Annotated in this window: 39 protein-coding genes and 1 pseudogene; 17 read left to right on the forward strand and 23 right to left on the reverse strand. The window is 56.0% G+C overall.

Features of this window, described 5'->3' with window-relative positions:
* Nucleotides 1-44 precede the first annotated feature (44 nt).
* The 7 genes from CIB54_RS17200 to CIB54_RS17220 form a co-directional block, all read right to left on the reverse strand.
* The gene (locus tag CIB54_RS17200) at nucleotides 45-224 is read right to left on the reverse strand and encodes a hypothetical protein (protein WP_083377798.1); all 180 of its coding nucleotides are present in this window, start codon (nucleotides 222-224) and stop codon (nucleotides 45-47) included.
* Nucleotides 221-391, reverse strand: coding sequence for a hypothetical protein (locus tag CIB54_RS27335; RefSeq protein WP_198557197.1), 171 nt, complete (start codon nucleotides 389-391; stop codon nucleotides 221-223). Before CIB54_RS27335 ends, CIB54_RS17200 begins: the two co-directional genes overlap by 4 nt.
* 23 nt (nucleotides 392-414) lie before the next feature.
* Nucleotides 415-732 carry a phiTE_015 family protein gene (locus tag CIB54_RS17205; protein WP_157829735.1) on the reverse strand — a complete coding sequence of 106 codons (318 nt, stop codon included), beginning with the start codon at nucleotides 730-732 and terminating at the stop codon, nucleotides 415-417.
* Between the two features lie 49 nt (nucleotides 733-781).
* Nucleotides 782-1,030, reverse strand: a complete 249-nt coding sequence (locus tag CIB54_RS17210; RefSeq protein ID WP_101220403.1) for a hypothetical protein — start codon at nucleotides 1,028-1,030, stop codon at nucleotides 782-784.
* Between the two features lie 217 nt (nucleotides 1,031-1,247).
* Nucleotides 1,248-1,925, reverse strand: a complete 678-nt coding sequence (locus CIB54_RS17215; protein WP_101220404.1) for an ASCH domain-containing protein — start codon at nucleotides 1,923-1,925, stop codon at nucleotides 1,248-1,250.
* 179 nt (nucleotides 1,926-2,104) lie between these two features.
* Nucleotides 2,105-2,902: a hypothetical protein gene (locus tag CIB54_RS27340; protein WP_157829736.1), complete on the reverse strand. Its 798-nt coding sequence runs from the start codon at nucleotides 2,900-2,902 to the stop codon at nucleotides 2,105-2,107.
* 156 nt (nucleotides 2,903-3,058) lie between these two features.
* A complete protein-coding gene (locus CIB54_RS17220; protein WP_101220405.1) occupies nucleotides 3,059-5,104 on the reverse strand; it encodes a DNA cytosine methyltransferase in 2,046 nt (681 codons plus the stop codon).
* A 55-nt stretch (nucleotides 5,105-5,159) separates the two neighbouring features.
* Between CIB54_RS17220 and CIB54_RS17225 the strand changes: the two genes are divergently transcribed.
* The gene (locus tag CIB54_RS17225) at nucleotides 5,160-5,771 is read left to right on the forward strand and encodes a hypothetical protein (RefSeq protein WP_101220406.1); all 612 of its coding nucleotides are present in this window, start codon (nucleotides 5,160-5,162) and stop codon (nucleotides 5,769-5,771) included.
* 293 nt (nucleotides 5,772-6,064) lie between these two features.
* Entirely contained in the window at nucleotides 6,065-6,280 is a 216-nt protein-coding gene (locus tag CIB54_RS17230) for a hypothetical protein (protein ID WP_101220407.1), read from the forward strand.
* 18 nt (nucleotides 6,281-6,298) lie between these two features.
* Here the strand turns inward: CIB54_RS17230 and yejK are convergent, their stop codons facing one another.
* Nucleotides 6,299-7,306: a nucleoid-associated protein YejK gene (gene yejK / locus CIB54_RS17235; protein ID WP_101220408.1), complete on the reverse strand. Its 1,008-nt coding sequence runs from the start codon at nucleotides 7,304-7,306 to the stop codon at nucleotides 6,299-6,301.
* Between the two features lie 106 nt (nucleotides 7,307-7,412).
* Here yejK and CIB54_RS17240 point away from each other — a divergent pair, with 106 nt between their 5' ends.
* Nucleotides 7,413-7,655, forward strand: coding sequence for a hypothetical protein (locus CIB54_RS17240; protein ID WP_101220409.1), 243 nt, complete (start codon nucleotides 7,413-7,415; stop codon nucleotides 7,653-7,655).
* On the opposite strand, the gene CIB54_RS17245 is transcribed toward CIB54_RS17240, so the two are convergent.
* From CIB54_RS17245 to CIB54_RS17285, 9 genes are all read right to left on the reverse strand, one after another.
* The gene (locus CIB54_RS17245) at nucleotides 7,656-7,979 is read right to left on the reverse strand and encodes a hypothetical protein (protein WP_101220410.1); all 324 of its coding nucleotides are present in this window, start codon (nucleotides 7,977-7,979) and stop codon (nucleotides 7,656-7,658) included.
* Nucleotides 7,980-8,048: 69 nt separating this feature from the next.
* Complete coding sequence (locus CIB54_RS17250; protein WP_101220411.1) at nucleotides 8,049-8,519, reverse strand: hypothetical protein; 471 nt, start codon at nucleotides 8,517-8,519, stop codon at nucleotides 8,049-8,051.
* On the reverse strand, nucleotides 8,516-8,758 hold the full coding sequence (locus CIB54_RS17255) for a hypothetical protein (protein WP_101220412.1): 243 nt from the start codon (nucleotides 8,756-8,758) through the stop codon (nucleotides 8,516-8,518). Before CIB54_RS17255 ends, CIB54_RS17250 begins: the two co-directional genes overlap by 4 nt.
* Before the next feature lie 7 nt (nucleotides 8,759-8,765).
* Entirely contained in the window at nucleotides 8,766-9,329 is a 564-nt protein-coding gene (locus CIB54_RS17260; RefSeq protein ID WP_101220413.1) for a siphovirus Gp157 family protein, read from the reverse strand.
* Nucleotides 9,326-10,063: a hypothetical protein gene (locus CIB54_RS17265; RefSeq protein ID WP_101220414.1), complete on the reverse strand. Its 738-nt coding sequence runs from the start codon at nucleotides 10,061-10,063 to the stop codon at nucleotides 9,326-9,328. Before CIB54_RS17265 ends, CIB54_RS17260 begins: the two co-directional genes overlap by 4 nt.
* Nucleotides 10,063-11,157, reverse strand: coding sequence for a hypothetical protein (locus CIB54_RS17270; protein ID WP_101220415.1), 1,095 nt, complete (start codon nucleotides 11,155-11,157; stop codon nucleotides 10,063-10,065). The genes CIB54_RS17265 and CIB54_RS17270 overlap by 1 nt, the downstream gene beginning before the upstream one ends.
* 158 nt (nucleotides 11,158-11,315) lie before the next feature.
* A complete protein-coding gene (locus tag CIB54_RS17275; RefSeq protein ID WP_101220416.1) occupies nucleotides 11,316-11,510 on the reverse strand; it encodes a hypothetical protein in 195 nt (64 codons plus the stop codon).
* A complete protein-coding gene (locus CIB54_RS17280; protein ID WP_101220417.1) occupies nucleotides 11,507-11,698 on the reverse strand; it encodes a hypothetical protein in 192 nt (63 codons plus the stop codon). The genes CIB54_RS17275 and CIB54_RS17280 overlap by 4 nt, the downstream gene beginning before the upstream one ends.
* Complete coding sequence (locus tag CIB54_RS17285) at nucleotides 11,695-12,132, reverse strand: hypothetical protein (RefSeq protein WP_101220418.1); 438 nt, start codon at nucleotides 12,130-12,132, stop codon at nucleotides 11,695-11,697. The genes CIB54_RS17280 and CIB54_RS17285 overlap by 4 nt, the downstream gene beginning before the upstream one ends.
* A 214-nt stretch (nucleotides 12,133-12,346) precedes the next feature.
* Here CIB54_RS17285 and CIB54_RS17290 point away from each other — a divergent pair, with 214 nt between their 5' ends.
* Nucleotides 12,347-12,631 (forward strand): hypothetical protein, encoded by a 285-nt coding sequence (locus tag CIB54_RS17290; protein ID WP_101220419.1) that lies wholly within the window; start codon nucleotides 12,347-12,349, stop codon nucleotides 12,629-12,631.
* 134 nt (nucleotides 12,632-12,765) lie between these two features.
* Here CIB54_RS17290 and CIB54_RS17295 read toward each other — a convergent pair whose 3' ends face one another.
* Nucleotides 12,766-13,032 (reverse strand): hypothetical protein, encoded by a 267-nt coding sequence (locus CIB54_RS17295; protein ID WP_101220420.1) that lies wholly within the window; start codon nucleotides 13,030-13,032, stop codon nucleotides 12,766-12,768.
* Between the two features lie 491 nt (nucleotides 13,033-13,523).
* Here CIB54_RS17295 and CIB54_RS17300 point away from each other — a divergent pair, with 491 nt between their 5' ends.
* Nucleotides 13,524-13,835 (forward strand): DUF1654 domain-containing protein, encoded by a 312-nt coding sequence (locus CIB54_RS17300; RefSeq protein ID WP_101220421.1) that lies wholly within the window; start codon nucleotides 13,524-13,526, stop codon nucleotides 13,833-13,835.
* Between the two features lie 51 nt (nucleotides 13,836-13,886).
* Here the strand turns inward: CIB54_RS17300 and CIB54_RS17305 are convergent, their stop codons facing one another.
* From CIB54_RS17305 to CIB54_RS17320, 4 genes are all read right to left on the reverse strand, one after another.
* Nucleotides 13,887-14,771 (reverse strand): zinc ribbon domain-containing protein, encoded by an 885-nt coding sequence (locus CIB54_RS17305; protein ID WP_232790567.1) that lies wholly within the window; start codon nucleotides 14,769-14,771, stop codon nucleotides 13,887-13,889.
* Nucleotides 14,772-15,182: 411 nt separating this feature from the next.
* Entirely contained in the window at nucleotides 15,183-16,181 is a 999-nt protein-coding gene (locus CIB54_RS17310; RefSeq protein WP_101220422.1) for a P63C domain-containing protein, read from the reverse strand.
* A 161-nt stretch (nucleotides 16,182-16,342) separates the two neighbouring features.
* Entirely contained in the window at nucleotides 16,343-16,576 is a 234-nt protein-coding gene (locus tag CIB54_RS17315) for a hypothetical protein (protein WP_101220423.1), read from the reverse strand.
* A 4-nt stretch (nucleotides 16,577-16,580) separates the two neighbouring features.
* Nucleotides 16,581-17,414: an XRE family transcriptional regulator gene (locus tag CIB54_RS17320; RefSeq protein ID WP_101220424.1), complete on the reverse strand. Its 834-nt coding sequence runs from the start codon at nucleotides 17,412-17,414 to the stop codon at nucleotides 16,581-16,583.
* A gap of 106 nt (nucleotides 17,415-17,520) precedes the next feature.
* On the opposite strand from CIB54_RS17320, the gene CIB54_RS17325 reads away from it, so the two are divergent.
* From CIB54_RS17325 to CIB54_RS17380, 12 genes and pseudogenes are all read left to right on the forward strand, one after another.
* Complete coding sequence (locus CIB54_RS17325; protein WP_101220425.1) at nucleotides 17,521-17,748, forward strand: helix-turn-helix transcriptional regulator; 228 nt, start codon at nucleotides 17,521-17,523, stop codon at nucleotides 17,746-17,748.
* Nucleotides 17,749-17,828: 80 nt separating this feature from the next.
* On the forward strand, nucleotides 17,829-18,254 hold the full coding sequence (locus CIB54_RS17330; protein ID WP_101220426.1) for a phage regulatory CII family protein: 426 nt from the start codon (nucleotides 17,829-17,831) through the stop codon (nucleotides 18,252-18,254).
* A gap of 181 nt (nucleotides 18,255-18,435) precedes the next feature.
* A pseudogene (locus CIB54_RS27675) lies at nucleotides 18,436-18,733 on the forward strand (phage replication protein); the annotation flags it as partial.
* A 2-nt stretch (nucleotides 18,734-18,735) separates the two neighbouring features.
* Nucleotides 18,736-19,023, forward strand: coding sequence for an HNH endonuclease (locus tag CIB54_RS27845; protein ID WP_269801688.1), 288 nt, complete (start codon nucleotides 18,736-18,738; stop codon nucleotides 19,021-19,023).
* Complete coding sequence (locus CIB54_RS17345) at nucleotides 19,020-19,931, forward strand: helix-turn-helix domain-containing protein (protein WP_101220427.1); 912 nt, start codon at nucleotides 19,020-19,022, stop codon at nucleotides 19,929-19,931. The genes CIB54_RS27845 and CIB54_RS17345 overlap by 4 nt, the downstream gene beginning before the upstream one ends.
* Nucleotide 19,932: 1 nt before the next feature.
* A complete protein-coding gene (locus CIB54_RS17350; RefSeq protein ID WP_232790568.1) occupies nucleotides 19,933-20,715 on the forward strand; it encodes a hypothetical protein in 783 nt (260 codons plus the stop codon).
* Nucleotides 20,712-21,182 carry a hypothetical protein gene (locus tag CIB54_RS17355; protein WP_101220429.1) on the forward strand — a complete coding sequence of 157 codons (471 nt, stop codon included), beginning with the start codon at nucleotides 20,712-20,714 and terminating at the stop codon, nucleotides 21,180-21,182. Before CIB54_RS17350 ends, CIB54_RS17355 begins: the two co-directional genes overlap by 4 nt.
* A complete protein-coding gene (locus CIB54_RS17360; protein ID WP_101220430.1) occupies nucleotides 21,179-21,778 on the forward strand; it encodes a recombination protein NinG in 600 nt (199 codons plus the stop codon). Before CIB54_RS17355 ends, CIB54_RS17360 begins: the two co-directional genes overlap by 4 nt.
* Nucleotides 21,775-22,452: a hypothetical protein gene (locus CIB54_RS17365; protein WP_101220431.1), complete on the forward strand. Its 678-nt coding sequence runs from the start codon at nucleotides 21,775-21,777 to the stop codon at nucleotides 22,450-22,452. Before CIB54_RS17360 ends, CIB54_RS17365 begins: the two co-directional genes overlap by 4 nt.
* A gap of 167 nt (nucleotides 22,453-22,619) precedes the next feature.
* A complete protein-coding gene (locus CIB54_RS17370) occupies nucleotides 22,620-24,215 on the forward strand; it encodes a histidine kinase famiy protein (RefSeq protein ID WP_101220432.1) in 1,596 nt (531 codons plus the stop codon).
* Nucleotides 24,216-24,647: 432 nt separating this feature from the next.
* Complete coding sequence (locus tag CIB54_RS17375) at nucleotides 24,648-24,986, forward strand: hypothetical protein (protein WP_003175039.1); 339 nt, start codon at nucleotides 24,648-24,650, stop codon at nucleotides 24,984-24,986.
* A complete protein-coding gene (locus CIB54_RS17380) occupies nucleotides 24,983-25,327 on the forward strand; it encodes a hypothetical protein (protein ID WP_101220433.1) in 345 nt (114 codons plus the stop codon). Before CIB54_RS17375 ends, CIB54_RS17380 begins: the two co-directional genes overlap by 4 nt.
* Nucleotides 25,328-25,336: 9 nt before the next feature.
* Here CIB54_RS17380 and CIB54_RS17385 read toward each other — a convergent pair whose 3' ends face one another.
* A complete protein-coding gene (locus tag CIB54_RS17385) occupies nucleotides 25,337-25,702 on the reverse strand; it encodes a hypothetical protein (protein ID WP_101220434.1) in 366 nt (121 codons plus the stop codon).
* Between the last annotated feature and the right edge of the window lie 34 nt (nucleotides 25,703-25,736).

The following is a 25,736-nucleotide window of genomic DNA, read 5'->3' on the forward strand; positions in this document are numbered from 1 at the left end:
GCGTGCGCCCGCCGCTCACCGGCAGGCATGTAGGGGGATTGGGGTTAGGGGTAGTTCTTGCTGATGCGCTGGGCGATGGCTTCGAGCTTTTCGGCCATGCTCCACATGTCGTTGTTGTCGCGGCGGGATACCACTGCTGCGCGCTGGACGTTGCGGTCTATCAGGATCTTGGCTGCCAGCAGGATCAGCCAAGCCTCGGCTTTACGCCGGAAGAACCGCTTCACGACTTCACCGCTGCGTGCCACTTTGCTTTGTACTCAGCGATGAAGTCCGCCGGGAACTGCGACACCCAGTTGCAATTAGGGCACTTGAACTGTTCGCCCGTCCAATTGGTGCGCGGCATGCTGCAATGACCGTTGCCGCAGTACGGCGTGTAGCCGGGACGGGTCATCAAGTTTTCCCGAACTATGCTCATTAATTCGACTCCCCCGCGATTGTGATACCGGCAGCTTTAATGGCCATGAAGCAGCCATTGCGCATGCGGATCTTGGCGTGATGTGCGTCAAGGAAGCTGTCGTCGATGGCGTCTTCTGGCGGTTCCGGCGAAGGGCCAACCGTTGGCAGGTCCACCACCAGGGTTTCGCGCGAGCGTTTGAACCAGTACCAGGCACGGGCAACTCGCGGCACGCTGTAGCTATCGCCCAGGCGCTGCAGCTTGATGAACGATACCGGCAGCTTGCCATTGTCATCGCTGAACGCCTGCTCAAACTGTTCCTGCATTGGCTGCGTCATGGCCTTGGCCCCTTGTAGATGAAGTCGTAGGCGAACCAGAGGGTGGCGATCATGGTGTCACCCCATCAGGGTTGTATTTGGTGAGCCGCCACTTGGTATTGTTGCTCTGGCTGTGGTCCGACTCGACCAGGCCTTCGCGCTTCATCAGCTCCAGTTCCCGGCGGATCTGCTTGGTGGTGAACGGCTCAATGTGGAAGCGGAACCACCAGGTGCAGAACCAGTTGTCGCGGGAGCTGCCGGCGCCGCTCATGTACGCAGTGATGCGCTGGCGCAGGCTTGATTCACTTTCCTCAGGCATGACTTCGTCCTTAGCCGTTTTGATGGCCGATTTATGCTTAAATGAGCGGATATGAAATGGGTCATCTTTCAGGGAGGAGCGCATATGTTTGCTGTCGGTGTGTCACTGCTTGCAGTGGGCTTGGGGACATCTAACGCTGGCTTTTGGATACCCGGTATCGCCTTGATGGCCGTCGGTCTCTCCCAACGAGCAAAGCGCTGATCTTCCTCAATTTGCGCTACACCCGCTTGAAGTCGACCACCCAGACCCACGGGTTGGTTTCCCAGTCGCCGCCAGTGGACTCCCACAACTCCCGCCATGCCGCCGGGTACCAGTCGCGGTAATTCGGTGATACGTCATCGCTTGCGAGTTCCGGCGGACACAGCAGGCCTTCCGCCCTGATATCGGCGCGGCTGATGTCCTGCAACCGCTCGACGCGCACTTCGGTGATCTCCAGCAGGATGCGGCTGACCCAGCGAGGCATATGAATTGAAGGTCGAATTTTCCCTGGCTTGATCATCGCGCAACCGGTTTGCCGGAAGTCCCAATCTGCCGGGTACCGGATAGGTTCGCCATTGCTCAGCTCTCGCGGAGCGATAGAATCCACCTGAGAGTCAGCTTGCCAAGCTTCGCGCACCCACAACAGCTCGCCACGTCGGCCGTAGGGGCAAGGTGCGAACTCTTCCAGCTCTTTGGCGCACTCCGCTTCGGTCGCTCCGAACACGCCGAAACCGTATCGCGGGTCGCGCTGAGCAATTGCCATCCAGCGATGACGCTCGCCGGCAGCAACGGAGGAGTCTTCGACCGGGATCTGGAAGCCTTTGACCGGCCGACGCGTGACCGTCTTCCGGCCTTCCAGGATGGCGCGCACCATCGGCGCCGAGAACAGGATCGGCCGTTCCTTTAGTTGAGACATGAGTCGTCCTTGCCGCTATAGCGGGTGACTTTGAAGGGGGAGGGGGGTTACAGTTTTTGCGGGAGGAGTACGGATGTACTCCATGATGGGCTAAGCTTTTGTTTAAGCAGTTCGCGATTTAGACTGACTAGTGGATAAACAGCCTGTTATGGTTTTGTATAACTTATACTGATGAGCTCTTACTGTAGTAAATATCTTTGTAGCTTTTTTGAATCGATAATTAAACTTTTTACTATAGGGGTTACAATATGGCCATCTACAGAAAATGTAAAGTGAAAACGAAATTCCTTCTCTTTTTCAAATGGAATAGGAGGCTTGGTGAATGAACTCTCAAATATACGTCCAACTAATTCGTCGATTAAAAATTCGTTAGCGCTGTCAATATGGATTGTTCTTTCCATATATTTTACCTTCCCGGTTTGAATTCTGAGTTGAAGTTTATTTAATGGAGTTGTGCTAGGCAATACGTATCGACCGTTAGTATGCTCATGAATTATTTTCTCAAATAATATTTCACCCATTAATTTCGCAAAGTCTGGCGCGCTAGCTGCATTTATGTACCAATAGTCGTCGTATTGAGGGAAAATATCCAAACATTCCCTCCGATGCTTTACTTCGGACATGCAATAAATAAAGCAGCTTGGAGCTTCCCTCTGAATTAGTATTGATGAGTCGGTTAGAATTGCAAATTCGTTATCGTGGCTCTCAAGGTGCACGCGCTCAAAGCGTACTTTGGTTCTGCCAGGAAAACTCAACGGCAGTTCAGGCCCTAACTGCATCCCACCGCCGCAAAAAGTGTTATACCACTTAACTGGGACTTTGACTCGGCCTTCAAGTAATAGCCTGTGCGTTAATAATCCTTCTTCTTTGTCTGCAATTTGCTGTATTTCTGTCTCTCTGTACTCATTTAGAGTTCCAAGTCTCAAGGTGCCATTTGCAAGGTTGTAAGGTTTATTACAGCTTTTAGCTAATAACATAATATTCATCTCGACATTTGATCAAAGTAGCTTAGACGAGAATCTACCGTGAGTGCAGCAATAAATTCCTTACATCGGTTCTATTTGAACGCGAGCTTGTTGCAAAGAGACAGCGGTTCTGTCTCGACCGGTGACAAAGCGGCTGTAGCTACGTTGTCATGCGGCGCGAACTTCGCGTTGCTCGGTGCGCCATGGATCGTTGGCTCTTGCCAGCGCTGCCATCGGCGGCGGGCTGACGCTGTTGCCGCACATGTGCACCTGCTGGGTCTTAGTGAACGGCTTGCCGTCGGCGCCGTGGCTGATGATGTAATCGGCCGGGAAGCCTTGGGCTTTGTACAGCTCGGACGGCTTCAGCATCCGTAGGCAGATGTCGACGATCACGTAGGGTGTGCCCTTCACCATCACGGTGACCATGGCCAGGCGGTCCTTGGTGGTGATCGTCGGCGCAGGCGAGTCGCAAGCGCTGATGTTCTCGGTACCGTAGTAGCTGATCAGGAATGCCGCTACACGAAGGGCGCCGGCCTCATGCTCAGGCGAGAGCGTAAGTGAAACCAGCGAGCTCTTGCCACCGCCGCCCGCCGTGATCGTCGGCGCCGGATCATCCAGGCCCTGGCCCACGCTCGCGCCGAATGCCCGCTCCATGAATGCGCTGACCAACCCGTGGTGCTGGCCGCCGGCGCTGACGGTGTGCAGTGGGTCATTCACGTCCCGGGCATCGCAGTTGCCGCGCAAGTGCACCAGGTTCGCCGCCACCAACTGTTGCTGGCTGCCGGTGTTGGTCACCGTGGTCATCGGGTCTTCGATGCTCTTGGCGTCGGTGGCGTTGAAGCCGCCATTCATCTGGGCCATGAACACCGTGGATATGCCCATGGCGTGCGCGGCCCCGGCCGGGCGCTGATAGTTGCCGCCGCTGGTGATTGTCGGCAGTGGTTCATCCAGCGCCTTGCCCGCGTCATTGAAGCGGAACTTCACCAGGTGTGCCGCTGCGATCGCGCGGTGGTTCTGGGTCGTGACCGTACCGGTCGGCTGGTCGACGCTCACCGGCTTACCGGAATACTCGGGGCCGCCGGCCCCAATCATCAACGGGCTGATCAGCGTCAGCTCGCCGCGGTTTGCGCAGGTCACCGTCGGCAACGGATCGAGCGGGTCGTTGATTCGGTCGCTGCCCTGGTGCGTGGCCGGCGCGATAATTGGGCTGACCACCGAGAAGGCACCGCCCTTCGGGTAGGAGGTGATGGTGCGCAGCGGCTCATCTGCCGACTGCACTGTTTGCCCTGACCAGTTCGCTATCGGCACGATGAACGGCGCCGGGTTATCGATGACGAATTTCTTCATGCCTTTAGCAACGCGGCGCAGGGTAGCGTCGGCCAAGTCCTTCTTGCGGCCGAAAATGCTTTTGCCCAGGTCGCTGAGGTCGATGCAGTCAGCGGCCGTTTTCCACTTCTGCTGGCCTTTGACCGGGTTCTTTGCGTGGGTTGGCTCAGGCCAAACCACCGGACGCCCATCGCACCGGGCGATCATAAATAGTCGCTCCCGGCTGGTTGGCGCGCCGAAGTCGCACGCCCTGATGACCTTCCACTCAACGACATAGCCCATGCCTTCCAACAGGGCCACGAAGCGGCGCCAGGTGCGGCCGCGCTGCTTCGGGTCAGGAATCAGGAATTGCTGGCCCACCGGCACAACCTCACCAGGTGCTGCAATCTCCCCGCCGAGTTTCACTACCCGGCCAGTGGCCTTATCGCGCTTGGCGATCAATCTGCCCCACTGCAAAATTTGCTTCACGTTCTCCAGGCTGATCACCCGGGGCCGTTTCATGCCTGCCCACTTGAGGCCGACCCACGACAAGTTTCGAATCTCACGTTTGCGCGGCTGCCCGCCGGCGGCCTGGCTGTGATGCGTGCAGTCCGGGGACATATGGAACCAGCCGACCGCGCGGCCGCCGCATTCGGTGTCCGGGTCACCTTCGAAAACGTCGGTCGTGAAGTGCTTGGCGCCTGGATGATTGACGGTGTGCATGCTGATCGCTTGCGGGCTATGGTTTTTCGCCACGTCCACCGTACGGCCCAAGCCCATTTCCAGCCCGGTACCGGCCCCGCCACCACCACAGAACCAGTCGACAACGATCTCATTGTCCTGAGGGTTGAAGCCGAGTCCGTATTGGGTTTTGAAATCGAAGGGGTGTTTCTTCTGTTGTGCGGACATAGGGGATCCTCACCGGGTATATTTGCCGGATACATATCAAGGTTGGAGTCAGGGGATGTTGAATGATTGCGGGAAGGAACTGCTGAAGCCTTGGATGTCTGTTCAAAATGTGGTCTTGATCGGGTCATTTATCTTCATGATTGCCTTATTCAAGCCAACTAGTTCTGAGGTTGCCAGCTGGGTGCAAGCAGTGGGCTCAGTAGCGGCAATTTGGGGGGCTCTATCTATAGGGCGAAAGCAAATTGCGAATCAGATAGAGATGAGCCATAAGGAAAGGGTTGAAAGAACTAAGTCATTCTATGCTGTAGTGGAAGGGGCAGTAGATGCTCTTACAAAAATTGGAAATGTGTCGAGTAAAAAGCCTTCGCTAGAGGCTTACGATATATTTATAAATAATTATTTTGGCGAGCGTTTCAAAGTAAGTTTACATATGCTAAAGGGGGTGCCTGCTCACGATTTGGGTTCTTACGAACTTGTGATGGCCTATAGTAAGATTCTAAGTTCTATGACATATGTTTCGTTGTTGCTGGCTGAGCTGTCTGAGGCAATAGGTACGGGCTTAGGTCGAAAGCCAGCTGGCTGGATGTCTAATACCTATGGTTTGATCGAATTGCACAGTAGCATGGCTCAAAGGGCTTGGGCGGAGTTTCAAGAGGTTAGTGATTAATTAAAGTGTTTATCGCGACGAATTAAATTTATGGTATAGGAAGATTTCAATAGCGCTGTTTTGGTCTACAAAAAAGGCGGCAATGGCTATCAACAGGTTTGAAGCCTTCCGCAAGTGGTTTACTCCCCGTAAGAAGCTATGGGCAGGAATAGGCCTGTTTTGAGTTGCTATCGTCCTGCCAATTCTCAGTCCAATAACAACCATCAAGTGGTTTACGGGGCGCTGGCGGCTGGCGCTGTCTAGTGTTATGGGGTATTACGGGTGACCGGCATGGAGCCGGATCAGGAGTGAAAATGGCATTCGATAAACGAACCCAACGATTTATCAATGTTCTCGATTCAGCAAAGTCACAAGCTGCTGCCGATGGCATAGAGCTGACTTCAGACGAAGCTGCGAAGGCTGCGATGAAAAAAGCTCTAGGTGCCAAGAAAGGGAAAACTCGAAAGAAAAAGAAGGGCCGCGGTGGATCCCCGTTTCTGCCAGGTAGCTTCGAAAGTTCTTCCAGGTAAGCGCCGCGGCGATCGATATCAGGCTGATGCGCGCTTGAGCTGCTCGGTGAGTTGAGTAGGCAGGCCCCGGAGCGTAAGCGTGCCTCCTTCTTCGTCAAACTTGATCTTGTCGCCGAGCAGGTGCGCCTCGAAGCTGATCGACATACCCTCAGCGCGCCCGGTGAAGCGCCGGAATTTGTTGAGCGTCTTCTTGTCCGGTGGCAGAGTCTCGGAAAGTCCGTAGTCCTTCGCCTTGATGAAGTCGTAGAAGTTCTTCGGGCGGTCTTCGTCGATCAGGCCCGACACCTCGTTCAGGGTGATCGGTTCGCCCAGCTTAGCCTGAGCCATGGAGTAGCTGACCAGGGTGTGCGTTTTCTCGCGGGCCGCATCTTCGACCATGTCCTCGCTTTCAACGAAGTCGCTGAACGCCTTGAGCAGCGTGCGGGTTTCGCCCGGTGCGTCGATCCCTTCCTGGCAGCCGATGAAATCGCGGAAATAGTCGTTGAGTTTGCGGCCCTGCTTACCCTTTAGGTACGAGATGTACTGCTTCGACTGCTTGTTGTTCTGCCATTCGCTGATGTTTATGCGCGCGGCCAGGCGGATGTGGTCCAGATCCAGGCGCTTAACTGTCATCAGGGCCAGCTCCTCGGTCATGGTTACCGCTTCGGTTTCCTGCACCAGGGCGACCATCAGGTAATCGGTCATGCCTTGCTGGTAGTGGCAGAAGAGGGCGTGCCCACCGGTGGTGAGGTTCGACTCTTCCATCAGCCTGGTCAGGTGCTCGACGGAGGTGGTGGTGAAGTCCAGGAAGTCGGTAACGCCGGCCAGGTACTTGCCGAGCCAGCCGCTGAATGGGTGAGCGCCTGAATCCTGGTGGAAGAACCCCCAGCCCTTGCCGGCTGTGGCGTTGTAGCTTTCGTTGAGCTGGCTCATCAAATCGTCGCGGGCTTGGCTTTCGACCTGCTCAGATGTGCCCAGGAACAGAACGGCCGGGCTGCCGTCGGGCTTCTTGTCGATCTTGTGGATGACAATGTGGCGAATGGGCATTGCTTTTACCTCAGGTAGGCGCCGTCCTCCGTGGCCGGTGGTGGCAATTTGGGTTGGGTTGGGGTATTACGGGTGACCGGCATTGGGCTGGATATAGGAGCTGGATATGGGACACGGACACGAAGGTGAAGCAGGTAACTCTGCCGTCGCAAAGGCTCTGGGAATCTCTGAAGAAGATGTCGATAACTATGTGACTATCGATACCAACGAAAGCGACGACGGGCTCATATATAACTACATCGCTGTTTTCAACGAGGCTACTCCACCGGAGGTTTTGGCCGCAGCCGGCGTTGGCGAAGACGATCTCTCTGTTGAGCTTTCGGTAAATGTCTTCGATGAAGAAGAGTAATTAACTTGGCTCGATGATCTCGTCGCCCGGATCTTTCTGGATGGCGAGTAGGCTTTTATTTCGGAATTCCCGCGCCACGTTTTCGGTTATCTCGAATTCGTGGCGCGGCGGTTCAAGTATCGCTTTGGACTTTGAGCCCAGTTCGTGCAAGCGATGAATCATCAGCGTCATCGCCTCGCCCTGCTCAGTAATGCCTGACCACTCCATCAGGTCGGTGAGGGCCTGACGGGTGCCGGTGCGAACCCGGAGCCTCAATTCCTCTTCGGCAAGTGTCACGCGCTTCCTGGCAGTTTTTGCCGATCGCTCCTGCACTGACTTGGCCATAGCCTTCCTCTTCTATTCCGCTGGCCAACAGTGCGAGCCAGGTTTGTCGTTTGCGTTGCTGGGTGCGGGTTATGCGGCGCATGAGTCGACCTTCACTTGGTGCCAGGCGTCGACGGCGTCGAAGATGCGCGCGGCGTGTTCCTCGTCCAGCGACAGGGTGTCGGGGATAGCGATCCAACCTGAAGCCACCATCTGGCTTTGATTGGCCTCGTCGCGCAGCTTCTTGTAGCAATGCTCGATCACGTCTTCTAGGTGGTCCGAGAGGTAGTTGCCATCGGGCGCCACCTCCACGGATTTGCTGTAGCGGTCGCCGCGGGCGTCGATGCAAAGCGCGCTGAGGTATATCGTCCACCGGTGGGGAATACCGCAAACAGCCTGGCCAATCTTCCCCGGTGCGATGCGCTTGAGCGATTTGTAGTTGATCATGCCCTGGCGGCCGCTGGGGTCTATGTTGACCACCGCGACGTGATTGGATGCCAGCAGCGAGCGGCACGACCGGGCGAGGCGGACCTGCAGGTTATGTGGCTTGCGCTTGCTCATAATGCCTCCGCGAGTTTGCGCAGCGCGCTACGCTCGACCCTTGTAATTGGCGGCTTGCGGCGCTTGAGGATGGTTTCTGGATCGATCTTGGTGGAGCGCTTAGGCGGTGGCGGGTTGATCGACGGGCTATTGCCTTGGTAGATCGTCCCGCCGGCGGCCAGGAACTGCGCGGTGCGCTCCGATATAGAATCGGCGTGCTGGCGTTGCTGCTCGACCAGGGTGAGATGATTGCTGATCATGGCTGCCTCACTTAATTCTGATTGAACTGTCGCCGCGTTCCAGGTGCGCCCATTTCGGCTCTTCGAGCAGCTCGTGTTCGGCATCTTCGCCGGCGGCCATGCGCTTACGGACCGTCTCGTTATGTTCGCGGATCTCCTTGAGCTTGGCGGCAATGGCCTTTTTGTCCGGGGAAATACTCGACTTCACAGTGGTTAACTCGTCCGGCACCGCGTCTTCATTGTCGACAATCACGCGTTCACTACCCATCGCTAGAGTGATGGTGAAGAGCGGACGCTTGATCGACTTGATGTTTGCTGCTTCCATGTTGCGGCGCAGGTAGTCGCTGATCTGCGACACGCTGTTGGACTTGATTCGCTTGAGCTCGGCCAAGCGCTCGATTTCGTTTTCGATGGCTGTCACGTCGCTTTCGATATTGCGGCGCAACATGACGATGTTGTCAGCCTTGATGTTGAAATCGCCTTGCACCTCGTCCATGGCGTGCTGCAAAGCCTCTTTCAGGCCTTCATCATCGGTGTCGGCCATGGCCTGAAGTTCGGCGAGTTTTCCGGTGAGTGCGTAGAGCTGGGTCATGCTGCTGCCTCCGTGCCTTTCTCAAGGCTTGCTTTGCGCTCTTCGAATGCGCGAGTGATGCGGGCAATGAACGCGGGCTCATTGCGGCGAGTGGCTTCGCGGATGTATTTCACATTCAAAGTTTTCAGTTCGTACGTACTGACGGCCTTGCCGATGGTTTCAACCGCTGAGGCGAGCCAGTCCACGCGCTCCTGCTTCTGCCGAAGGATTTCAGCGTCCTTGTCGTCGGCGTTTGCGATCGCTTCCTCTTCTTTGAGTTGAGTAACGTACGCTTCGTCATCGAACAGCCCGAGGAACACGTCGGCGCTGAACCCGAGCATCGAAAGCGATTTCTTGATGGCGTCGGTAAGCGATTTTTTTGGCGCTTCGCCGTCAGTTGTCATGCCGTAGGTAGTTTTGTACTGGTACCGAGTGCAGCCGTATTGCTCGATCTCGCCGCGCTGGCCGTCCTGCATGAACCAGAGGGCAATTTTGACTGTGTGACCAATCTCGCGACCTATGCATGCGCGCTTGTCGCCTTCTCCGATGAAGATTTCATGACCCTCATCGAAGCGCTCTTCGACAATCCTCCAGCCCCAACCGATGCCGACCGGACCAAACAACTCGGTGGCCTTCATGGCCATCGCGGTACCGCTCAAGCTGGTTATGTCCTGGCCGTTGACCTTGGCTTTCTTGGTGAACCTGGTGTCGGTCTTATCGACCTTGTTCCAGATATGCATGTTTTGTTCGGACATCACTTGTTCCTCCAGCAATCAGCGCGCTTTACCAGCTCTTTGAAGGAAGTTGCCGGCAGCCTGCTCATGTATTTTTTGTTGTCGCGATACCATTCTTCCAAGGCCGCTTTGGGCGTCTGGATGGCGACGACGTGGGAGATCTGCTGCTTGTATGAGGTCGAGTTGGCGACTTGCGAGTAATAAGCGCCGCGCACGACCACGGTATTGGTCATGCCCTGTTTGACCAGGCTGTTCAGCTCTTCCTGGGATTGAACAGCAATGGCGCCTGGGTGCTTCTGCTGGAACAACCTGTAGCAGGCCTCCCGTACAAGCTCGGTACTGCCGTACTCGACGTATTCAACGTCCGGGATGCCCGCCTCGATCTTCTCCGCCACTTCATCCAGGCGCCCGGTGTCGATCCAGGCGTTTTTAGATACCTGTTTCAAGTCCCAACCGCTGACCGTCTGGCGATCACGCTCAAGCTGCAGGTGTTCAGGGAGGATGTCGTAGCCGTAGGTCAGGTCTGTGTCGCAAACAAATAGCGTGCCGACATAGAGCTTTCCGGGCCTGGAGGGCAGGATGTGGCCGTATTTGGTGCCGATCACGTCGCTCATTGGTGGCTGCATGCGCAGACACATGCTGCGGATTTCCGCCTCGTGGTCATCGGTGAGGCCGGAGACGACGAATTCAACACCCTGATTCTGCCGGTGCGCCGGTGTCTCATTGATGCACAACACTTCGGCGTCGAACTGGTCGCTGTGCCGGAACTCAGGCACCCACTGCTTGTTGCCGTTCCAAACCTTCACGTCGTAACCGTTCCGGGTCAGCACCAGCAGGGCGATTTTGTACCCCTCGCCGAAGCTGCCGATGGCATCAGTGCGGTCAGACTTGGACGTGCTGCCCAGCACCAGGGTGCTGGCCTCCAGCCTTGCAAAGCGGCTGGTGATGAACAGCTGGCCGTCAGCGAAGGCGTATTCGAAAGGCGACTCACTATCCAGGGCGTTCTGTACCAGCTCCCGGATGGCCTCTTTCAGGCCCCAGTGGCGGACGTAATCGCGGGACAGGGGAAGTTCGTAGGACTTGGAACGGATGCGATCTGCAATTGCTGCGAGCATGGCGATACTCCCGCGCCATCCTTGCGGGGCGCTGTGAGGTGTTGTTTATTGAGTGATTCGATCAGCGAGGGCGCTGAGCAGCATCAGGAACGTAAAGAGGGCGATGACAGGGAAGGCGCCGCGCCAGATGAGCATGCGCCTGGTCCGCTGGCGGGAATTCAAGGTCGAATCCTCACCGCAATCCGACCACCTTTCATGGTTGGCGCTAGGCGCTGCGGCAGATCCCGCACCAGGTCCTCACGCTTGCGACCTATCAGCTCGTTGAAGGGAAGGCCGAAGCCCAAAATGGCGATGCGGCGCTCAACTTCATCGAGCTGCTCGTCGATCAGTGATTTAACCGGTGCAGTGCTCATGCAGCCTCCTTGCGGTGCCTGGTGATTTTCAGCAGGCGCTGGCAGTAGTGGTTGAATTCGTCGACGGTGATTGCATCGCCGGTGAGCATGTTGGTGATCATCCGCACCACGACGGCTTGGGCGCCGGGTTCGCTGCTGGGATGCTCCAGTGCCTCCAGCGCTTCATCGATCAGGATGTGCGGGCTCATAGATCGGCATCCACATCGTCTTCGCGCTCTTCCCGTTCCGCTGCCACAGCGTCTTCGGCGTAGGGCCTCAACAGCGCCACGGCAATCTTCTCGACCGACTCAATAGGCCGTTGCTGACCCAGCAGGTCGGCTGCGTGAGCCCTGGCATCGCTCTGGCTGCCGAGCATTGCCGATAGCAGCAGGCGGGCAAACGAATCGCGCTGGTCCAGGCCGTCGAACTGGCGCTGGTTCAGATGGCCTTGCAGGACAGTGCAGAACCGGTCGAACGTCACCACCTGCAGCTGGCCGTAGCGGCGCTTCCACTTGATGTCGACGCCGCACACCAGGCGCTCCGCCGAATGCTCGAGCCAGTCCGTCACCTCGTCGCTCTCGCTGACCTCTGGAGGCAACTGAGCGTCGTAACGCTTCTGGCAAATATTCAATGCTGCGTTCATGGTCGCCTCCAAGGTGGCGGGTTGTTCACCTGTATTCGTCAACACTCATGCCTCCCGCTGGTTGCCGATGGGCGCGGGGGAGGAGTGCTGACGGGTAAAGGCGCGGAAGGGGAATGCCTGTTTTGGAAGGGGCAGGCTCCCTGTTTCCTCACTTTCCAAATTCGAGGGAAACTCATAAGCTTCCACTTCCACGATCGAGATAAGGAATATCGTTATGGCGTTGTATTTGGTGCGTGTTGAACTGTTTAACGCGAATGGAGATGACTACACCGAACTGCACGATCAGTTGGAAGCGCGGGGCCTATATAGGAAAATTCGCGCTGATGGTGGAGGTGTATACGACATGCCATCGGGAACCTATTTCGGTGAAAGTGAGCTCAGCACCATTAGGCTTCAAGAGTGGGTGAGTGGCGTTGCTGATCCGCACTCTCATCCTAAAGCTGCATCTGTTTTCGTTGCTCAAGTAGGGGATTGGCAGTCCTTTCTACATAGGAGCTGAGATAAGCTGTTGCAGGATTTCTTCCTATGGATGGGAAATCTTTCGGCGCTAACTTCATTCAGTGCAGTTCTGAGCGGAGTCGCGGGGAGTGTGACAACTCGTAGACATGATGCCGTGTCGCTGGGTTTTTAATCTTATTCGGCAGCTTCGATCATCTCTGCTATTTCGGCTGCGGCCGGCTTCTTCCAATTCGTGATCTGGCCTGTCTCCAGGTCGATATTCAGGATCAGGTAGTCGCCGTAATGCTGACCGGGGAAGAAGTCCGGCACGTAGCCTTCATAGCTGCCGACTTCCTCGCCCTGGGCGTCTTTCAGGCCAGCGGCAAACCCGTCGCGGACTTTGATGTAGAGGTGCAGTTCAGTCACGTCGACCTGCACCGTTTTCTGCTGATTGATTTGCATACTGCTGTGCCTTCGGTTGTTTTCCCAATGCACCCGACCGAACTGCAGTTGGGTGCATCAGTGAAAACTTCCGCCGTGACCCGCTACTGGCGTCGGTCACCGGCTTGAATCAATTGTTCTTCCAGCCGCGGGCCTTTCGGCTTGTTCTCCCGCTGGATAACTGTTTTTGGCGCTTTACGCTGCACGCCCGGGTCAGTTGCCAACCCTCTGAACCGTTTAGGCCGGTTCATCGCTGCCTTTGAATCTGGGCCGGTGGTGATCCGGCAAGGGTGAAGCTGTGCGACTAAAGAGCAGCGGGCTGGGAGTCCCTTCGCAGGGGCTGTGTGTCGCTGCGATGGGTGAACTATCACGCATCGTGTTTATTTCGTCAACACGTAATGTGATTTATTTTGCGAATTAACACGCCAGTTCTCGGTTACGTTTTCGGGAGGCGTGAGATATGATTCTGCCTATCCTGTACGGATATACAGTAATTGCCGGGAGGGGATTTCATGGCGAAGAAGCAGGCGGCACCGGCAGCACGGCAAGAAATGAGCGGCATGGACCGACTGGGGCTGCGCGTCTCATCGATGATCAACCACCCGGTGGCGCAGGCGCAGCGCTGGGTGACGATCCATCGCCTGGACACGGATGGGGATCGTGAGTGGGAAGAGGTGCTGAGTGTGATCGCCGATACGGACGAGCTTGAGTTGACTCTCAATGACGACGGCAGCGTGAAGGTGCGTTGGGAGAAGCAGGAAGTGGAGACGGCGGGGAAGGGGGAGCCGGAGTTTGAGCGGGAAGAAGAGGCGGCGCCGTTCTGATGGGCAAGAAAAAGCCCGCTCAGTGGCGGGCTTGATGGGTACTGTTTTCGGTTAGGTCTGGCGGGGCACCCAATACATTTGGCAATGAATCTCATAATTGTCGTAAAGCTCAACCGCAACAGTTTTAGCGGATTGTTCGCTTTCGAAGGGACCGGTGATGACTGTGTTCCCATCTACCGCCAGAACGGATACTGCCAGGTCTCCAAGCACGCCTTCAACCCGGCTTAAGTCCCCCGGATGGGCTTTTATGCGAACCGTCCAGCCTTGAAAAGCGGACTTTAGAGCCTGATCAGTAAAGTGCGGATATTTGCCACTCACCGAATCCCTGTATACGATCTCGCTGGAAACCTTGGGGCCGTCGCGCATCGTGATGAGGGCTTGGTTGGCTTCTTCCTTTGTTTCAAATGGGCCGGCACCCACGGCTAAGCCAATCATAGGAACAACCGGGAGCCCGGTGCTGGCGATGGCTTCGATTGTTCGTCGCTGTTCTTCTTCGTCACGGCAGGCGGTTGCTGCAACCCATCCGGTTTTCAGTCTTGGGGCACGCGCTGGCTCAATGTCTCTCCCGCAATGCTTGCACTTTACGGCAGACTTTTTGATGGTCTCGGCGCAGAACGGGCAGTTGCGGAGGTCGCTAGTCTGCGCGCCAGCGGAATCCCCTGACGCTTCAACCCAGCCCTTACGAAGATATGAGTTCGTCAGAATTCCGTTGATGCAAATCGCATATCCGAGACTGACCACGGGGGAAACGACGAGCAGCCCAGGGCCGCCAGTCAGAACCGTGACGCCTCCAACCAACAACAGCCAGATAAAAAAGTGGCCCCACAGCTCTTTATAGGCAAGGTAGAAAGCCCCGAAAAAAATAACCGCGAGCCACGACATCCCGCCAACACTTTCAGTGTGACCGTTTGCCGGATTCCTGAATTTTCGTTCCATTGGATCCCTCCAGTATTGAACCCGCACTTTACCATTCGTGGCGTACAGCCACCCTTGGTCTAAAGCCAGCCTTGATGCTCGTCAGCGAGACTATGCTGAAGTCACCCCATTATTGTGATAGAGGCTCCCATGAAAGAGGCGCAACGGAGACTGAATCTGACAGCCTGGCGTGAGCTTTCTGTACTGGCTGGAGGTCGAATGGACGCAGAGGTGAAGTATTTCGAATTGCTGAGGCGAGCTGACGCCATGGAGCGATCCGACATGATCACGAGTGATGAGTGGAGAATGCTTGTGAAGCATGCCGGAGCATTGCTTTGCAGTACTGCGCAATGTATGGGTGGACCGGGGTAGGACAGATACAAGAAGCCCGGAGCTGGGCCGGGCGGCTGGATTAGATGCGCCACAAACGCTTTAGAGGTCGACATCTTCCAGATCAAGAGGAAGAGTTTCGTCGTAACGTGGTGCAAGTTTATTTAGCTTCACCATGAAATCAGGCCAGTCATCCGAAAGCCTCATAGCAGCATCAACAGTACCGAGGTGTTTCATCAGTCCCTGCCTGCCTATCCCGGCAGTCAAATGCTGATGCAGCTTTCCCTTCTTTAAGGCCTTAGCGCTCTCCTGCTTTAGCGCAGTAAGCACCCCAGGAGCCAGCCGTCGATATACGACGTCATTAGTAAGCTTCCCGAAGTACTGAGGTCTAAAGTTAGGATTTTCTGGCGGGTAAGGCAGACCTCTTAATCTGAACATCTGTTCATAATATTCAGCATCAAAAGTTCGAACCCAAGGCTGTAGCTCTTTAGCTACGTATGCCTCAAGAATTTTCGCGAGCGCGTCTTTTGCTCTGTCCTTCTGATATCCCGTAGCTTCGTCAACAAGTGCGATGATGCCAATCCTGGCCAGTCCGCGGACTAGCACTTCGCACTGATGGGCAATGTGAGCTTGCTGGTGAAGAAGCATCCCGCTTTTTCTCGCCTCGAGAATCGCATCGCACAGATCCGGGAGAATTGTCGCTTCATATCCCGATGCAGCAGCCCCACCAGTAGGAGCCTGGAAGCGCACCGGCGACTTCATTCTGTCCAATAGCTCTGAGGAGATAAAGGGTGAGATTGCCTTGCCTGTCGCGAAATTGTAAAGACGGTCGCCATCGCCTTTACCAGCACTGCCTATAGACATCCCCAGTGCCTTTACCATGCCGCCAAGAGATAGCACTCGTCTGCCATCATCCAGAACGTAGCAAGGTATCTCTAGCGAACCTAATTTCAGCGGATGATCAGAAGATCCATGGGTTGCCTTTGGGAGCTTTGCTAGTTCTGATCGAGCTAGCGCGCCCTTTCTTGCGATGTCGCTTCGTTGTTCGGGGGTCAGAGATTTTGCCCGCGCTTTCCCGCCTTCAGCTTTTCCAGTCGACATGATCAAAAACCGCCTGCTTAGTTATTTAAGCAAGCATAGTGCTTGCATTGCAGGGTGTGCAAGCACTATTCGGTGGTGAATGGCGCCTTTTGAACATGATGGAGGCGGGGTTAAAGTCCGAAATAAGTAATTTTTTGAAGCTTTCGCCGCGCCGCCTAGCCTTAGTTCCCCCGCAAAATCCTTCCCGCCTTCACCTGATCCGCATATCCCACCAGCTTGTCCTCGCCAGCATGGAAAATGGTGCACATCCTCAGCGCGCCCTGGGCGTCTGCCTCATTGCCTGCAAGGCTCAGCCGCTCCGCAATTCTCATCAGCTCTACGGCTGACCACTTGAGGTCGGATGCGACGCCTTGTAGGTCGCGCTTAAGATCTTGGTTTGGCTTAGTCAGTGACATAGGGTCACACCGGTTGTCCGTTCCATACATAAAGCACCCGGGCCAGGATGTGGGTGTCATCCACTCGGATATCCTCGGCGTCATGGTGCTTGTTGTCCGAGATCATCTTGAAGCGGTCCTTGCCTTTCTTCTGCAACCGCTTCACGTAAAGCATGTCGTCGTGGGAGAAGAGGTAGATCCCGTCGCCCGTGAACTCCCGGATCGTTATGTCGACGAGCAGCGGGTCGCGGTCTTTGATCGTTGGCGACATCGACTGGCCCCACCCAGTGATCATCTTCAGATGGAAGTGTTCTTTGAAGGTGAGGCCTAGGTCGCGCAGATGCTTGGGGCTGACCCTGATGTCCTGGAGCATTTCAGGGTATTCGTGCGGGATCTGTCCGCCGCCCATCGCTGCGCGCACGTCGTAGTGGGCAATCCATACTTCGTCACCAACCTGGCCTGGGCGGGAGAAGTCGACGGTTATGACGTTGCTCGAGCCAAGCTCCCGCGCGGTCTCGTTGACGGCGTCCGCGATCATCCTGCGTGCGTCATCAGTAAGATTTTTGCCGTGCTTTGCCAGCATCAGACTCACGATTTCAGCAGTGGAAGGGCGAGCAGCCTGATCAGCTGAATGATCTGGTGCGCCTGGCGGCTCATTTTTCGTATCTAACAGAAGCTCGGACTTCTCGACGCGTAGCGCCTTAGCCATCAGTTCTATATCTGCAAAAGACGGCTCTCGCGTCCCGGCCTCGTAGTTTCCCACTCGGGATTGCGACCAGCCGCAAGCCTCAGCCAGTTGAGCCTGTGATTTTCCAGCATTTTTACGTGCGCGTTTAATGCGCTCAGCTAATTCGGTCATGCGCGGGATTCAATCACGTATTGAAATACCCGGCTTTCACTTATTGTGTTTGCCATTAACACGATGCGTGTTTATCCTTGAGCCAAGAGCTATAGGAGCGATTTCCATGAACCACGTCCGAAACATTCGAGAGAAAGCCGGGATTACCCAGGCTGCCCTTCGGCGGTCGCTTGGGTGGAATCAATCACGCCTTGCTAATTACGAGTCCGGCCTTCGCTGTCCGGGACTCAGCGAGGCGCGACTGATCGTGTCTGCATTGAACGCCTTGGGTGCCAGGTGCGTTCTTGATGAGGCATTTCCGCCTGCGGGAGTTTCATCCAAGTCAGCCGCCTGACCTCCCTGTCCACCGTTCCATTGAGCAAATGATCGCCTCTGCACCTGCAGGGCGCCACGTAAAGAATTTCGAGGTGTTACATGCAGGACTTGATGAAGGCGATCTATGACGTGGTTGACGACCACGGGGCAGGGCGGATTGCGGACGGCGCCAGCTTCTCTTCGAAGACGCTGCTTTCTCAAAAAGCGAACCCGGACTACGACAGCCACAAGCTGAACGTCCAGGAGCTGCACCGGATTATGAAGTTCACCCAGGACTTCCGCCCGCTGAAGGCTTGGGCCGAGGCTTTCGGCTTCGACCTGGTGCCGAAGGACAAGCCCGAGGGTATCAACCTCAACTCCGCATTACTGCGCTTGCACGCCGATCTGGCCGACGTGACACGCCTTGCGTTCGACGCCCAGACCGATGGCCGGGTTTGCACTCGCGAGAAATCCGAACTGCTCAAGGAGGCCGAGGAAGTGATCGTCAGCCTGGAAGTGTTCAAGCAGTCGGTGAAAGCAGCCTGAATTTAAGACACAAAAAAGCCACCGGACGAGGGTGGCTTTTTCTACAGCGGTAAACAACTGGAGCGAATCATGCACCAAGCCAACCAATCGATCAATAGCCCCAACAATCTCGCGCCACGTTTTTCGCAATCTGAAAACGTGGCGCGCAATAGCTCGCATACAGTTTACCTGGCGGCCTGACATGCAATACACCGTCACGATTAACCAGGTGAAGGCGCTGGAGTGGGGACTGAATTCTCAGCAGGCCCTGCTGTTCGCCTTCGTCTACGGCTGCCCGAGCTGGACCAAGCCAATCAAGACCGATGACGGGATCTTCTTCGCGCTGAGCAAGGCCAAGATCATCGAGGAGCTGCCGCTGCTCACTGACAAGCCGGACACTGCTTATCGCATGCTGAAGGCCCTGGAAGAGGCGGGTTTGATTGAGCTTCGCTTTGAAGCATTACGACTCACCGAAAAAGGCTGTGAGTGGAACCCGGACCGTATGGGCCACGTCACAGCTCACCAACCGCCGGTCCTTCCACCCCGACGCAGGACGAATAAGAAACCAATCCCGTTTGGCCTTCGTGCTCAAGTATTCGCCCGTGACGGTCAGGCTTGTCTGCGCTGCGGCTGCTCGGTGCTGATGCGTTTGAGGGCTGATCATGTGGTTCCTGAAAGCCAGGGCGGAGAGGCCTCTTTGGGCAATCTTCAAACCCTTTGCATGTCCTGCAATAGCTGGAAAGGCGTGCAGACGATTGATTTTCGCACCTTAGCGGGAGGTGCGGCATGAGCATGACTCTCATGGTGGCCGCGATGAAACTTCGCGTCGGTAACCCATTGCGGAAGTTGGTGCTGATCAAGCTGGCCGATAACGCCAGCGACGTTGGCGAGTGCTGGCCTTCCTATCAGCACATCGCCGATCAATGTGAAATCAGCAAGCGTTCTGTCATGAACCACATCACTGCTTTGTGTGACGCAGGACTGTTGCGTAAAGAAATTCGAAAGGGTGGGCCGAAGGGGAATTCGTCGAACGTGTACTTTCTCACTCTCGATGGTGGTGCACCTCCTGCACCAGGGGTAGTGCAGCAGATTCACCAGGGTGGTGCAGCAGGTTCACCCCCTAGTGAATCTCCTGCACCAGGGGGTAGTGCAGCAGCTGCACCCAGAATCAGTAACTCTCTTGAACCAGTCATAGAACCGATCATTGAACCAATTACGCCCCAGGCTACCGCCAAGGTCGTGACGGGGCAGGTCGTGCCATTTGTTCCGCAGCAACCACGAGTTGAGATCCCCGCCGACATGCCAGGGCCGAAGGATCAGACCTGCAAGACTTTCAAAGTCTGGGCCAACTACGCCATGGCCTACCGCAAACGCTACAACGCCTGGCCGGTTTGGAACGCCAAGTCTGGCAAGCAGATGGCATTGCTCGTCGACCGCCTCGGCGCCGATGTTGCCCACCACGTCGCGGCGCACTTCCTGAAAACCAGCGATGCCGCCGTCTTGCGCAAGTGCCACAGCCTCAACGAACTGCTGGCCAACGCCGAGAGCTACCACACCCAGTGGGTGACCGGGCAGCGCATCAACGGCACGACAGCCCGCCAGATGGAACGGACTGAGGCAAACCACTCCGCAGCGGAGCAGGCCGCCCATATGGTTTTGGCCAAACGCCAATCAGGTGAACGCAATGAATACCTCTGAAATGAACGATCAGCAAGTTGCGGGGCTGGCCGCCGCCATCTGCGCAACCGCCGAGGCCATGGGTCAGGAAATGAACCCAGGCACTGCCGCGATGATGGCCGAAGACCTCTGCGCCTACCAGGTACCCGTTGTCAAAGCCGCATTGAAGTCCTGCCGCTTCGAAGTGAAGGGCAAGCTGGCTATGGCCGACATCCTGCAGCGTGTCCAGACCTCCGACGGCCGCCCTGGGAAGGACGAGGCCTGGGCAATTGCAATGACCACCAATGACGAATATGAAACCGTGGTGCTGACCGACGAGATCCAACTGGCACTGGCTGCCGCGAAACCCATCCTGGATGGCGGCGACAAAATTGGCGCGCGCATGGCGTTCATCGACGCCTACCAGCGTTTCGTGAGCCAGGCCCGCGAGGATGCGAAGGCCGTCAACTGGCACGTTTCGGTCGGCTTTGACGCCAACCGCCGAATCCAGGCTGTCACCAAGGCCATGGAGCTGAAGCGCATTCCTCGCGAGCACGCCCAGAAGCACCTGGCGGACCTGAGTATCGAGCCCGTCACGGAAGATGGCCGCGCGATTGCGGGTTTGCTTACTGGCACCGTTACTCGGCCAGCGCCGGCGCTTCGCCAGAAGCTTGAGTTGGTGAAGTCATCGATGCTGAAGATGCGCACCGCCAGCGCCGAGAAAAAAGACGAGATGCGCATTGAAGCGGCCAATGAGCTGGCAGATCGCCGGGCGTTCCTTATCAAGCAGGCCCGAGAGTTGGAAGAGAAGAGGGCGGCGCAATGACCGACAAGATCAGCGTCAACTGCCAGGCCAAGCTCACTGAGGCCATCACATGCCTGACCACCATGTACCGGGACAAGAAGTTTGTAGTGGTCTCCCTGCGCCCAGGCAAGGACCGTACGCTCGACCAGAACCGGCTGTGGTTCGGCATGTACAAGCGCATCGCCGAGATGAGCCAGATCGGCGATGCGGCCGACGCCCGCCGTTACTGCAAGCTGCACTTCGGCGTGCAGATCCTGCTGAACGAGGACGCTGGGTTCCAGGCCGAGTGGTACCGGGTCATGCGTCATCTGCCATACGAAACGAAGCTGGCCATGATGGGCGAGTGCCATTTGTTTGGCCCTGATGGCTTCCCGGTGACCAGCCTGTTCAACCGCGCCCAGGGCGTCGCTTACACCGATCGCATCGCCTCCTATTTCACAGGCCAGGGTGTGGTTTTCAATGATCTGCTCAGCAAGGAGGCTGCATGATCGCCAAGCAACCCAAACCGAAGAAGTGCAAGAACCCCGCATGCGGCATCAGCTTCCCGCCGCAGCGCCTGGGCCAAGCCGTATGCAGCCCGAAATGCGGCTTGGCCATCAAGGACGTGAATCAGGCGAAGGCGCGCAAGTCGCTGGCCCAGGTTAACCGCCGCGAGATCAAAGTCCGTAAGGAGAAGCTGAAGAGTAGGGCGGATCACCTGCGTGAGGCCCAGGCCGCAGTGAATGCGTACGTGCGCCTTCGCGACGCGTACTTGCCGTGCATCAGTTGCGACTCGGCGCCCAACGACAACGACCTCATGACCGGCAGCCGCTGGGACGCCGGACATTACCGTTCCGTCGGCGCCTGCCCGGAGCTGCGCTTCGAGCCGCTGAACATCCACCGGCAGTGCGTGAAGTGCAACCGCAACCTGTCCGGCAACGCCGTGGAGTACCGCATTCGCCTGGTGGTTCGCATCGGCGCCGAGAAGGTGGCCTGGCTGGAAGGGCAGCATGCGCCCTGCAAGTACACCGTGGAAGAGATCAAGGCCATCAAGGCCAAGTATCGAGCAATGACCAGAGAACTGAAAAAAGGGGAAGCCGCATGAAGCTGATCAATGCAAGACAGGTGTGGACCGAAGCACAACATGAATCGAACGCGTCGATCAGCGCTGTGGCAATCGACAAAGCGCAATCCGCACCGATCAAGAAAGGCCAGCGCATGCGCCGCGCCGAGGCAGTCTTTGCTGCGCTTGGAGATGACAAGGAAGAGCGCATCCAGGTTGTGCGGCAGAAGATCAGCATCAGCGAGACGCGCGGGACACCGGTTGGTCGCTCCACCGCCCGCGCCGCTCACCTGGCGACCATAGGTAAGGTTTTGCGCGCCATAGACACTCTGCCGTTCCAGGTGCAGCAGTTCGGGCACTATCTCTATCACCCAGCGATGAACATGCGGCACCTGCTGAATGCGGTGCTGCTGATCACCGCAAAGGCTGCGCTGCCAGACCTGACATCCGCCAAGCGCGTGAAGGCGCAGTACCTGGTTACCCTGGCCCTGCAATCGTACAAGGGGGAGGTGGCCGGATCTGCCGAGTGGGGGCCGGCGCGGGTCGCTGCCGAGATGAACACCTTCTTCGGCGTTACCATTGACCCAAAGAACTGGACGCGCGACTGGCTTGACCTGTGGGAATCCCTGAAAGAAGTGATCAAGGAAGTGGATATTCAGGCACAACAGCCAGTGTGGCAGGTGATTCACGCGGAAAAAGATCAAGAGGCGGCATAATGATGTTGACATGACGGGGTTTTGAGAGTACTTTTCCCATAGTGCACAAGTAACGCGAAACGCACACGAAACTCTGAACCCGGCCACTCGCCGGGTTTTTTTCCAGCCGAAAGAAATTTGAGTAGAATCAGTAACTCATACGACTTCTATTTTGGCTGGAGGCATGTGTGCCGCATAAAGACCTTCGGGTAGACGATAATGTCTCTGCCGATATATCTGACCACCCTAAAGATATTTTTTTCGCTGCTGTTGAAACGACTCGCATGCCGATGATCGTCACGGACCCCAATTCGCCAAACAACCCGATAATTTTCGCCAATCAAGCTTTTTTGGAGATGACGGGTTACGAGCACGACGAGATTTTTGGCAAAAATTGTCGTTTTCTCCAAGGGGTGGATACCGATAGGGACGTCGTAACCTCGATCAGGAACGCCATAAAAGCGAAGCAAGAGTTCTCCACTGAGATTCTGAATTACAGAAAAGATGGCAGCAGCTTTTGGAACGCGTTGTTCATATCTCCTATTTATAACGAAAAGGGCGATTTGATTTATTTCTTTGCCTCGCAGTTGGACGTGAGCCGACGACGCGATGCAGAGGAAGGGCTGAGACAAGCTCAGAAAATGGAAGCGCTTGGCCAGCTCACCGGCGGGATCGCGCATGACTTCAACAATCTCCTCCAGGTCATAGGCGGCTATGTCGATCTAATTGGTAGTGCTGTCGAAAAGCCTGAAGCAAACCTAGAGCGGATCAAAAAGAGCGCTTTCCACGCAAAATCTGCAGTCGAGAAGGCCAGTACACTGACGAAGCAGCTATTGGCTTTTTCGCGAAAGCAAAAGCTGCAAGGTCGGGTTTTGAATTTAAACACCCTGGTTGGACTCGTCGAGCCGCTGATTGAGCGGACATTTGGTAGTGGCGTCAGGATTGAACTTGATCTAGACGATTCGTTACAAAATTGCCGAATCGATCCTACTCAAGCGGAAATGGCGCTCCTGAATATCTTTATCAATGCGCGCGATGCATTGATAGGTCGTAATAATCCGAAAGTATTCGTTGAAACAAGAAACGTCAGTATTCGAGACTTGGCCACATCCTACGAAGGACTTTTCCCAGGCTCTTATGTAAGCATATCGGTAACGGACAACGGCATTGGTATGCCTTCAACGATTCGCGATAGGGTGATGGATCCATTTTTTACCACCAAAGATGAGGGCAAAGGATCTGGATTGGGATTGTCTATGGTTTATGGTTTTGCCAAGCAGTCCGGTGGGGTAGCTCGGATCTATTCAGAAGAAGGTATTGGCACAACCCTTCGCTTGTACTTCCCTGTTGATACGGCTTCCGTTACGCCCGAGGAGAATAGGCAGAAGTCTGACTATGAGGATGGTACTGAAAAGGTCCTGATCGTAGAAGATCGTCCAGACGTTGCTGAGCTAGTTAAGATGGTGCTTGAGGATTACGGGTACACTACTGAAATATCGCTGAATGCGCGTGAGGCGTTAAAGCGATACGAAGCCGGCGAAAAGTACGATCTTCTTTTCACAGATTTAATCATGCCTGGTGGTATGAATGGGGTAATGCTGGCGAGAGAGGTCAGGAGACGCATGCCGAAGACCAAGGTATTGCTTACTACCGGTTATGCAGAAAACTCCATCGAGCGCACGGATGCAGGTGGATCGGAATTTGAAGTGATATCGAAGCCGTATCTGCCTCACGACCTCGCTCGTAAAGTCAGGCAGATCCTGGATTCTCCAGGTGGCATTTAATTCTTGTTATCTATGCATCAATAACCATGCGGCTTTTTAGCTGCTGAATGAAACGAGTCCTTTGAAGCCCGACTATCATGTCGGGTTTTTTTGTGGGGGAAGGATCAAGCTCCGTCGTTCCCGAGGCTTCCTTCTGTTAGGCCTGGACGCTGATGAGCCAGTAGTGCGGCGCTGGGGGAAAAACCGGCAGCCCGTGCATCCTGATCTCACTGTGCTTCCGAGGTGGCGCGAGACCAGATTAGCGAGATCGATGCATTTGGGCGTGGACGCTGGAATGGTCTTTGGATGACTGCGGGAAAGACCGCGCACCTATTCAGGGCCTCGACATGATCGGGGCCTTTTCGTTTTCGGCTCCACCACACCCATTGCTCCGAGCTAGGAGTGCTGTGTGAGCCGATTCAATTCCCAAACATGCCCCACGGAGTCGAGCGCATGGAGTATCTACAGCGCCTGCTCGACAAGATCGACAGGTTCGAATTGTTGATTGCGGGTCTCATTGGGGCTGTCGTTGCGAGCTGGTGGCATAAGGACGACTTGTCCGACTGGCGCGCTTGGATGGTGTTCTTGGTCACTGGGGTGGCCTGCTCTCTGTACCTGACGAGCATGGTCAGCGCCTACCTGAATGTCACCGAGCCCAAGATCGTCGCCGGCATCGGTTTCTTGCTGGGCACGTTCGGCGGCTCGCTCCTGGCAGCAATCAACCGAGCCATCAAAGCCGCTGACCTCTGGGCGCTTATCCGCCAGCGGTTCGGGGGAGGCAATCCACCATGAATCTTGAACTGATCAACTCCATCGCCTGCGGCCTCATCGCGCTGTGGGCCACCTGGTGCGTACTGAGCGGTAAGGTGAGGGACGGCATTCTTGGCAAGCTGATCTACACCACGATCGCCATCACCGGTTTCGTTGTGTCGGTGCGCAGCCAGAACATCTTCTTTGGACCGACGACTGCTGGCCTGACGCTGCATGTCGCCCTGGCCCTAGCCGGTGCACGTCACATCTTCATGGTCACGTACTGGCAGCGGGTGAAGGTCTGGCTTTGCCGGACGCTGAACTGCGAGCACTGTCTGCACTGTGATAAGGCGCCGGGCGGCATCGAGCGCCGGAGCAAGTAATGGCAGGGCCTACCAGCCCCCTGGAAACCACTGTCTGGCAAGGTTCACCGTCACACGCAGTGCATGTTGGCTTTGCTCGCACTCCTGCTGCTGATCTTCGGGAGTTGCTGGTTTGCGCCACCGAATATTAGCCGTCGAGCCTTTGGCGTAAGTTTGCTCAAATTCGGGGCTGGCTTCTTTGGTAAGGCGCATCGCTTTCGCATAGTCAGCTTCAAGGTCATCAGGCAGCGATTCACAAGCCAGTTTGGCCTGCTGATACCTAACGGCATACATGTAGCCGTCAGTTGGGGCTTCGTCGTAGCTGTAGCGGGATGGCTCCGCAGCAACTGCTGTGCCAGCGAGAAGTAAGGCGGAGAGATACAAGCGTCCGTGCATGGGATCGACGTCTCGAAAAAAATCAAAGTCGGCG

Source organism: Pseudomonas fluorescens (assembly GCF_002837185.1).
GTDB lineage: Bacteria > Pseudomonadota > Gammaproteobacteria > Pseudomonadales > Pseudomonadaceae > Aquipseudomonas > Aquipseudomonas fluorescens_AM.